This window comes from Luteibacter sp. (genome assembly GCF_051958795.1).
Taxonomy (GTDB): Bacteria; Pseudomonadota; Gammaproteobacteria; order Xanthomonadales; family Rhodanobacteraceae; genus Luteibacter.
In genome coordinates, this window is the sequence record NZ_JBQCFT010000345.1 from 20,499 (window position 1) to 28,278 (window position 7,780).

9 protein-coding genes are annotated in these 7,780 nt (G+C 67.6%); 5 read left to right on the plus strand and 4 right to left on the minus strand.

Annotated features, from left to right (window positions below; genetic code table 11):
* Window positions 1-101 precede the first annotated feature (101 nt).
* Together ACTHLF_RS18240 and hemH are read right to left on the minus strand one after the other, a co-directional pair.
* The gene (locus ACTHLF_RS18240; protein ID WP_440329189.1) at window positions 102-938 is read right to left on the minus strand and encodes an alpha/beta fold hydrolase; all 837 of its coding nucleotides are present in this window, start codon (window positions 936-938) and stop codon (window positions 102-104) included.
* Window positions 931-2,052, minus strand: a complete 1,122-nt coding sequence (gene hemH, locus ACTHLF_RS18245; RefSeq protein WP_440329190.1) for a ferrochelatase — start codon at window positions 2,050-2,052, stop codon at window positions 931-933. Before hemH ends, ACTHLF_RS18240 begins: the two co-directional genes overlap by 8 nt.
* A 106-nt stretch (window positions 2,053-2,158) precedes the next feature.
* Between hemH and ACTHLF_RS18250 the strand changes: the two genes are divergently transcribed.
* The 5 genes from ACTHLF_RS18250 (at window position 2,159) to ACTHLF_RS18270 (ending at window position 4,956) form a co-directional block, all read left to right on the plus strand.
* A complete protein-coding gene (locus tag ACTHLF_RS18250; protein ID WP_440329191.1) occupies window positions 2,159-2,848 on the plus strand; it encodes a lipid-binding SYLF domain-containing protein in 690 nt (229 codons plus the stop codon).
* Between the two features lie 74 nt (window positions 2,849-2,922).
* Window positions 2,923-3,162, plus strand: a complete 240-nt coding sequence (gene tatA / locus ACTHLF_RS18255) for a Sec-independent protein translocase subunit TatA (RefSeq protein WP_440329193.1) — start codon at window positions 2,923-2,925, stop codon at window positions 3,160-3,162.
* A 15-nt stretch (window positions 3,163-3,177) separates the two neighbouring features.
* Window positions 3,178-3,600, plus strand: coding sequence for a Sec-independent protein translocase protein TatB (gene tatB / locus ACTHLF_RS18260; protein ID WP_440329194.1), 423 nt, complete (start codon window positions 3,178-3,180; stop codon window positions 3,598-3,600).
* On the plus strand, window positions 3,587-4,339 hold the full coding sequence (tatC, locus tag ACTHLF_RS18265; protein ID WP_440329196.1) for a twin-arginine translocase subunit TatC: 753 nt from the start codon (window positions 3,587-3,589) through the stop codon (window positions 4,337-4,339). Before tatB ends, tatC begins: the two co-directional genes overlap by 14 nt.
* Before the next feature lie 5 nt (window positions 4,340-4,344).
* Entirely contained in the window at window positions 4,345-4,956 is a 612-nt protein-coding gene (locus tag ACTHLF_RS18270) for a hypothetical protein (protein WP_440329198.1), read from the plus strand.
* Between the two features lie 96 nt (window positions 4,957-5,052).
* On the opposite strand, the gene ACTHLF_RS18275 is transcribed toward ACTHLF_RS18270, so the two are convergent.
* Window positions 5,053-6,399 (minus strand): S41 family peptidase, encoded by a 1,347-nt coding sequence (locus tag ACTHLF_RS18275; RefSeq protein WP_440329200.1) that lies wholly within the window; start codon window positions 6,397-6,399, stop codon window positions 5,053-5,055.
* 14 nt (window positions 6,400-6,413) lie between these two features.
* Complete coding sequence (locus ACTHLF_RS18280; protein ID WP_440329202.1) at window positions 6,414-7,586, minus strand: murein hydrolase activator EnvC family protein; 1,173 nt, start codon at window positions 7,584-7,586, stop codon at window positions 6,414-6,416.
* Between the last annotated feature and the right edge of the window lie 194 nt (window positions 7,587-7,780).

Sequence of the window (7,780 nt, forward strand, 5' to 3'; positions counted from 1 at the left end):
ACGTAGGAGCCCACCCTGTGGGCGACATCTTTCGCGTTAGCGCTACAGGATCCTTGGGCCTTTCGCGAACGGCGTCGCCCACAGGGTGGGCTCCTACGCGATCAGAAGGTTGAATGCACCCATTGAGCGACGGCGTCCGGGTGTTCCAGGTGCAAATGGTGCCCGCCATCCATGTGGGTGACGCGGATGTTGTCGACGCAATCGATGCGGACCTGGAGCGCTCCCGGTTCGAGGTAGGGTGGGTTGGGTCGCGCGAGCAGCAGGGACGTCGGTGCCGCCAGGCCCAGCAGCAATGCCATCACCTGCGTTTCCGCGAGCCGCACCGCGGTCGGGCGTGAGAGCCGTGCATCGCTGCGCCAGCTATAGCCGCCTTCCACGGCATTGAGCCCGCGTTCGACGATGTAGCGCCCGAGTTCGGGTGCCAGGCCGCTGGCCAATGCGCGTGCCTCCGCGGCGGATTCGATCGTGGGGAAAACTCGCAGCGGGCGGTTACCCGTGGCCTTCAGCGCCATCGCTTCGCGGAAGCGATCAAGCGTTCGGGAACCATCGTCGCCAAGAGGACCAAGGCCTTCGATAAGCGCGAGGGCGCGCACGCGCTCCGGCGCCGCGACCGCCAGCATCGTCGCCACGCCCGCGCCAAGCGAATGCCCGAGCAGGTGGAAGCGGGGCAGGGCGAGCGCGTCCGCTGCGGCGAGGACGGCGCGCACGTAGTCCACATGCTGGTAGATCGTGGACTCCGGCAGGTGCCCTGAGTGCCCGTGGCCCGGCAGGTCCAGCGCGATCACGTGGAAGCGGTCGGCGAGTTTCGGTGCGAGCAGGGCGAAGCTCGCGGCGTTGTCGAGCCAGCCGTGCACCAGCAGGAGCGGCGGGGCGTCGGGCTCGCCCCAAGCCAGCCCGCCCAGCTCGAGGCCGGGGATCGAAACCTTCAGCTCACGCACCGGCGCCTGCCTTTCGCGCGCGTTCGCGGGCGGCGGCGAGCTTTATCGCCTCGGCGGCGGCATCGTAGGCGGGGCCGAATTCCGGCCAGCCCTGGGTGTGCTTCAGTACGAGATCGGCGAGGGCGGCCACGTGGTCGGGCGCGCTGTTGAGGCACGGGATGTAGGTCAACGTCTCGCCGCCTGCTTCGCGGAAGAAGTCCGCGTTCTGCATGGCGATCTCTTCCAGCGTCTCGAGGCAATCGACTGCGAAGCCCGGGCTGATCACGTCGATCCGCTTGATGCCCTTCGCGCCGAAGGCTTTCACCATCTCGTCGGTGTACGGGTGCAGCCAGCGCTCGCGGCCCACGCGGGACTGGAAGCTGAAGAGTGCCTCGTCCTCGGACAGGCCCAGCGCCTCGCGCAGCAGGCGCGCGGTGGCGTGGCACTGGCAGTAATACGGATCGCCGGCGCGGGTGTAACGCTCAGGAATCCCGTGGAAGCTCATGAGCAGCTTCTCGCCGCGGCCGTGCGCGTCCCAATGAGCCCGCACGCTGGCCGCCAGGGCGGCGATGTAAGCGGGGTTATCGTGGTAGTCGTTGATCTGGCGCAGTTCGGGCGGCCAGCGCAGGCCTTTCACCGTATCGGCCACGGCATCGAAGACGCTGCCCGTGCTGGTGCCGGAGTACTGCGGGGACAGCGGCAGCACGAGGAGGCGGCGCACGCCCTCGCGCTGCAGCTTCGCGATCGTGTCGGCCACCGACGGCTTGCCGTAGCGCATGGCGAGCGCCACGGTTACTGGACCAGGCCGGCGCCGGGCCAGTTCCGCGCCGAGCGAGGCGGCCAGTGCTTCACTGCCGACCCGCAGCGGGGAACCCTCGGCCGTCCAGATCCGCTCGTAGGCATGGGCCGAGCGCTTTGGGCGAATCCTCAGGATCACCCCATGCAGGATCAGCTTCCAGAGCAGTCGCGGGTACTCGATGACGCGCGGATCGCCAAGGAACTCGGCGAGGTAAGGCCGCACGGCGGCGGCCGTGGGCGCCTCAGGTGTACCAAGGTTAACCAGCAACACCGCCGCCTTCGCCGGAAGGTCGTGGGAATGCTCGTTCAGGCCGGTATAGTTCGGGGTACCTGGCATTGGATTCGGTGTTCGCGGGGACCCATGCAGTCTGCCATACGCTGGCGTCTGCCTCCCGCAACACATTGTCACGGATCCTGCCTAAAGCGTTCAAAAGGAGCCACCGATGACCTCACGCCTTTCCCTGCTTGCCCTTGGCCTTGCCGCATTGCTGCCCTCCATGGCTGCCCAGGCCGCCGATCCCCCGCGCAAGCAGGCCAGCGAGGCGGTCCGCGTGCTCGACGAGATGATGAACGACGCACCGGACAAGTCGATCCCGGCCGACCTGCTCAAGAACGCCTGCGCCGTGGCCATCATCCCCGGCATGGTGAAGGGCGGCTTCGTATTCTCGGGTGCCAAGGGCGAGGGCGTGATCGCCGAGCGCCGTGACTGCACGGGCGAGTGGTCCAACCCGAACTTCATCTCCACCGCCGCCGCGGGCGTGGGCTTCCAGGCCGGCATCCAGTCGACCGACGTGATCCTCGTGTTCCGTACCCACAAGGGCGTCGACCAGATCATCGATGGCCAGTTCACCATGGGCGCCAGCGCCTCCGCGGCCGCCGGCCCGGTGGGCCGCTCGGCCATGGCCGCCACCAACGGAAAGATGAACTCCGAGATCTACACCTATTCCCGTTCCAAGGGCCTTTTTGCAGGCATCTCCCTCGATGGTTCGCGCATCAGCATCGATGACGACTCCAACGAGGAGATCTACGGCAAGGGCATCACGGCCCGCCGGATCTTCGAAGGAGGTGTGACGAACGTTCCAAGCGAGGTGGTGGCGTTCCGGGATAAACTTGAGGAGTACACTCAGAAGTGAGTCCCCTCCCGGGCGGCGTCCTCTAGGGCCCGCCCCCGTCCCAACGGTGCCCCAGGGGGTGCCCCGAGGTTCCCATGAGCATTACCCATATCGTCCTCCTGCTGCTCGTCGTCGTGCTGATCTTTGGCACAAAGAAGCTGCGTAACATCGGCTCTGACCTGGGCGGCGCCATGCGCGACTTCAAGAAGGGCATGGATGGCGGCGACGAGGAAGAGCAGCGCCGCCGCGAAGCCGAGAAGCTGCGTGCCGACAGCACCGTCTCCCAGGAAAACGTCCGGCGCGACAGCACCGAGACCCACGACCGCAATCCGTAAGCGGCGTTCCGCGCCATGATCGAGATCAGCTTCGGCAAATTGCTGCTGCTCGCCCTGGTGGCGCTCATCGTGCTCGGTCCCGAGCGCCTTCCGCACGCTGCCCGCACCGCGGGCGCGTTGCTGCGCCGGGTGCGCAACGGCTGGGATAGCGTGAAGTCCGAGGTGGAGCGCGAAATCCAGGCCGAGGAAATCAAGCGCACCCTGCGCGAGACGGCAGAGAGCGCCCGCACGGCGCAGGAAGACGTGCAGAAGAACTTCCGCGACGCCGGCACCGGTGTCACGGGCGCCTTCCGGGATACGGAAGCGCAGGTGCGCGATGCCTACACCGAAGCCCAGTCCGCGCATGCGGGCCGGCGCGAGCCCGACCCGGAGCGCGACATGCTCCCGTTGAACCAGGGCGACGAGCCCGGCCGGAACGAACCGCATGACCGCACGTGATCCATCGGCCGAAGACGAGCTGGAAGAAGGCCTCTTTTCCCACCTGATCGAACTGCGCAGCCGCCTGATGCGGGCGATCGTGGTCCTCCTGGTGGTGCTCCTGGCCCTGGTGCCAATGGCCAACCACCTGTACGCCGAGCTGGCCAAGCCGCTGGTCGAGAAGATGCCCAACGGCGCGCACCTCATCGCCACCGAGGTCGCCAGCCCGTTCGTCACCCCGCTCAAGCTGACCTTTTACGTCGCGCTGTTCATCAGCATGCCGATGATCCTGTACCAGCTGTGGTCGTTCGTGAGCCCCGGCCTGTACAAGCACGAGAAGCGCCTTGCCCGGCCGCTGCTGGTGGCCTCGCTGGTGCTGTTCTACGCGGGCTGCGCGTTCGCGTATTTCGTCGTGATGCCGGCGGCGTTCAAGTTCCTCAACGCGGTCACGCCCGAAGGCGTGGCCATGATGACGGACATTACGCATTACCTCGATTTCGTCACCCTGATGTTCTTCGCGTTCGGCCTCTGTTTCGAGGTGCCGGTGGCCGTGGTGATCCTGGCCGCGATCGGGGTGGTCGATGCGGAGAAGCTGAGCAAGGGCCGTGGCTACGCCATCGTCGGCGCTTTCGCCATCGCCGCCTTCATCACCCCGCCTGACCTGCTTTCCATGGTCATGCTGGCTGTGCCAATGTGCCTGCTCTACGAACTGGGCCTGCTTGCCGTACGTTTCCTGCTGAAGGCCCCCGAACGGGAGTAAGCGCGATGGCCGGGACCCGCGGCTGGCTGGCGGTCAAGGGAAAGGATGGCGCGGCGGTACTCGCCGAGCTCGACCTTGTCCGTACCGGTGAGTCGGCCCCGCATGCCCAACGGGGGATGGCGATCGCCCTCCCGAATGGCTGGTTCATCGTCATCACCCGTTTCGGCTCGCCCCTGCTCACCGAGGATTCGCTCCTGCCGCTGTCGCAGGGCTGCAAGGTGATCGGCGTGCAGTGGAGCGAGAACGACGTCAGCGTGGCCACGGCCTATGAAAACGGCAAGCCGGCCTGGCATGTCGAACACAATGCTGAAAGCGAGGTTCGCGTGCTGGTCACCAGCGGCGAACTGCCCCCACCGTTCGACGTCCTGCATGCGCGGTTCGAAGCCGAGCAGGATGAGGCGGACGCAGCCGGTGAGGATGTCGATTGCTTCCACGCGTTGCCGGTGGAGCTGGCCGAGACCGTCACGGGGTTCGAGTACGAGCTGGGTGCGGGCGCTTATGGCGTCCCTGCGTTTGACGGCTGGAAGATCGGGCAGGAAGCGATCCCGCGGGCGGCATCGCGTCGGTTGAGGCGGCGGATGGCGCGGTCCGCCCGACCGTGGTGGAAGTTCTGGTAGGAGCCCACCCTGTGGGCGACGCCGTACGCAGCAGAGCCGCAGGGCCTGATGCAATATCGCGACCGATGTCGCCCACAGGGTGGGCTCCTACAATGGCTATCGGCGGTTGAGCGCGAGGCCCTTCAACACATTCAACGCCTGCGACAGCGCGTAATCCTCGATCGCCAGCTTCCCGTCGTCATCGTTGGCCGCGGCGGCCTCGGACGACGCCTTTTCATTGGCGAGGTGGTTCGGCAGGTCCGCTTCCGAGCCGATCAGCGACGGCGCGGTGTCGCTCTTGTTGACCGCGAGATCGGCCAGGGCGATATCCGGCTTGATGCCCTCGGCCTGGATCGACGTGCCGTTCGGCGTGTAATAACGCGCGGTGGTGATCTTCACCGCGCTGTCCTGGTCCAGCGGGAGCACGGTCTGCACCACGCCCTTGCCGAAGGTGCGCCGGCCCATGATCAGGGCGCGGTGGTTGTCCTTGAGCGCGCCGGAGACGATTTCGGCGGCGGACGCGGTGCCGTTATCGGCCAGGATCACGATCGGCGCCCCGTTGAGCATGTCGCCCGGATGCGCGTCGAAATGCAGGTTGGCGTCGGCCAGCCGGCCCTTGGTGGTTACGATCGTTCCCGAATCGAGGAACGCGTCGGCCACGCCGACCGCCGTGGTCAGGAGGCCGCCCGGGTTGGAACGCAGGTCGAGCACCGCGCCGCGCGGCGCGCCGTTCTTCTTGATGTAGTCGCCGAGCTTCTTCTCCAGGTCGGTCGCGGTGTCTTCCTGGAACTGGCTCAGGCGGATGTAGACGAAGCCCGGATCGAGCTGGCGCACCTTCACCGAGGTGACGTTGATCCGCTCGCGGGTGAGCGGCATGTCGATCGGCTTGTCGGATTTCTCGTGCAGGATGGTGAGGACGACCTTGGAGCCCGGGTCGCCGCGCAGCTTCTTGAACGCGTCATCGATGTTCTGCTGGTCCACGACCATGCCATCCACCTTGAGGATGGTGTCGCCCGGCTTGATGCCCGCGCGCGAGGCCGGCGTGTCGTCGATCGGCGAGACGATCTTCAGCAGGCCATCGACCTGCAGTACCTCGATGCCCAGGCCGCCGTACTGGCCGGTGGTGTCTTCATCGAGCTCGTCCAGGCCTTCCTTGTCCAGGTACTCGCTGTGCGGATCCAGGTTCTGCAGCATGCCGCTGATGGCGGCCTTCATGATGGTCTTGTTGTCGAGCTTCTCGACGTAGGCCTGCTGGATGATGTGGTAGACCCGCGTGAAGTTGCGGATGTCATCCAGGTCGACGCTGTCATCGGCCTTCGCGGCGACCGCGGCCGCCGCGCTGCTCGACGCCGCCGGGGCATCGGGCTGCTTCACCGGCACCTTCTTCTGCTGGGCCTGGGCCGGGAGCGCCAGCGCGCTGGCCAGGGCCAGGGCAAGGGCAAGGCGAAGGGGGTGCTGGCGCATGCCGTTCTCCGTGGTCAATGCTTTTTCGCTAGCCAGCCACGCGCATCGATGGGCTTGCCACCCTGGCGCAGCTCGAAATAGGCGCCGTTGTCGCCGGCCGGCGCCGCGGCGGTACCGACGGCTTCGCCGGCCTCCACCATGTCGCCTACGCCGTGCAGCAGCGTTTCGTTGTTGCCGTACATGCTCATGAAGCCGTTACCGTGGTTCACGATGATCATCATGCCGTAGCCGCGCAGGAAGTTGGCGAACACGACGCGGCCGCGCGCGACGGCCTTCACCTCGCTGCCCCGCGGCGCGACGATGATGACGCCGTTGCCGAAGGCGTGGACCGGGCCGTTGGCTGGCCAGGGGAGGTTGCCGCGCAGGTTGCCCAGCGCCGGGCCCGCCGGCACGCCCTTCGGCGCCGGTGCCGGTTCGGCCGCCTTCGCGGCGTCGTCGATCACCTTCTGCAGCTTCGCCACCAGGGCGTTCATGTCCTGCTCGTTTTGTTTCAGGGCGGCCATGCGCTGGCCCTGGTCCTTGTATTTCGCCTCGGCCTCGGCCGCCAGCTTCTGCTGGTCGGCGCGCTGCCGTTCCAGGTCGCCCGCGCGCTTTTCGCGTTCGGCCCGCGTGGCCGCCAGCTTGTCCTGCTCGGCGGTGATCGCGGTTTCGACATCCTGCAGGCGGGAAAGATCCGCGAGCAGGCCCTTGATCCGCTCGACGCGGTTCTCCTGGAAGTAACGCGAGTAGGCGAGGGCGCGCGAGATCCGGTTGATGTCCTCGTCGCCCAGCAGGAGCTGGAGGTCGGAACCCCGGCCAAGGGTATAGGTGGCGCGGAGCAGGTCGCCTAGGGCGCCCTTGTGCTTGGCCAGTTCGGCCTGCATGCCATCGCGCTGCTGGTTCAGCTGGTCAAGGTCGTGCTGGCGCTGGGCGAGCTCCGTGTCCGTCTCGCGGACCGCCTTGGCGGCGGATGAGACCTCTTCGGCCTTCTTCGCCAGGCTGGCGTTGGCGCTGTCACGGGCGTTGGCCGTGTCGCGCTGGTCCTTCGTCAGCGATTCGATCTGCTGGCGCACCCCCTGGAGCTTCTGCCGGGCCTCGTCCTGCTCGGCCCGGGCCTTCCCGTCCTGCGCGGCATGGGCCGTGAAGGTGGGGGTGAGACTGGCGGCGAGGGCAAGGCAGAGGGCGGGCAGGCGGAGATTTGGGCGCATCGGCCGATTATGACCTATCCGGCGGCGGGGGGGGCGGCGCGCCCCGCCCCCCCACCCAAAAGGGGGGCGGGGGGGGGGGGGGGGGGGGGGGGGGGGGGGGGGGGGGGGGGGGGGGTGGGGGGGGGGGGCGGGGCCCAACCGCCCCCCCGGGGGCCCCCCCAGGGGGGGGGGGGGGGGGGGGGGGGGGGGGGGGG

What these genes read in the sequence shown, in the direction of transcription:
- hemH (WP_440329190.1), bottom strand. Translation starts at nt 2,052, where the DNA reads ATGCCAGGTACCCCGAACTATACCGGCCTGAACGAGCATTCCCACGAC.
- ACTHLF_RS18250 (WP_440329191.1), top strand. Translation starts at nt 2,159, where the DNA reads ATGACCTCACGCCTTTCCCTGCTTGCCCTTGGCCTTGCCGCATTGCTG.
- tatA (WP_440329193.1), top strand. Translation starts at nt 2,923, where the DNA reads ATGAGCATTACCCATATCGTCCTCCTGCTGCTCGTCGTCGTGCTGATC.
- tatB (WP_440329194.1), top strand. Translation starts at nt 3,178, where the DNA reads ATGATCGAGATCAGCTTCGGCAAATTGCTGCTGCTCGCCCTGGTGGCG.
- tatC (WP_440329196.1), top strand. Translation starts at nt 3,587, where the DNA reads ATGACCGCACGTGATCCATCGGCCGAAGACGAGCTGGAAGAAGGCCTC.
- ACTHLF_RS18270 (WP_440329198.1), top strand. Translation starts at nt 4,345, where the DNA reads ATGGCCGGGACCCGCGGCTGGCTGGCGGTCAAGGGAAAGGATGGCGCG.
- ACTHLF_RS18275 (WP_440329200.1), bottom strand. Translation starts at nt 6,399, where the DNA reads ATGCGCCAGCACCCCCTTCGCCTTGCCCTTGCCCTGGCCCTGGCCAGC.
- ACTHLF_RS18280 (WP_440329202.1), bottom strand. Translation starts at nt 7,586, where the DNA reads ATGCGCCCAAATCTCCGCCTGCCCGCCCTCTGCCTTGCCCTCGCCGCC.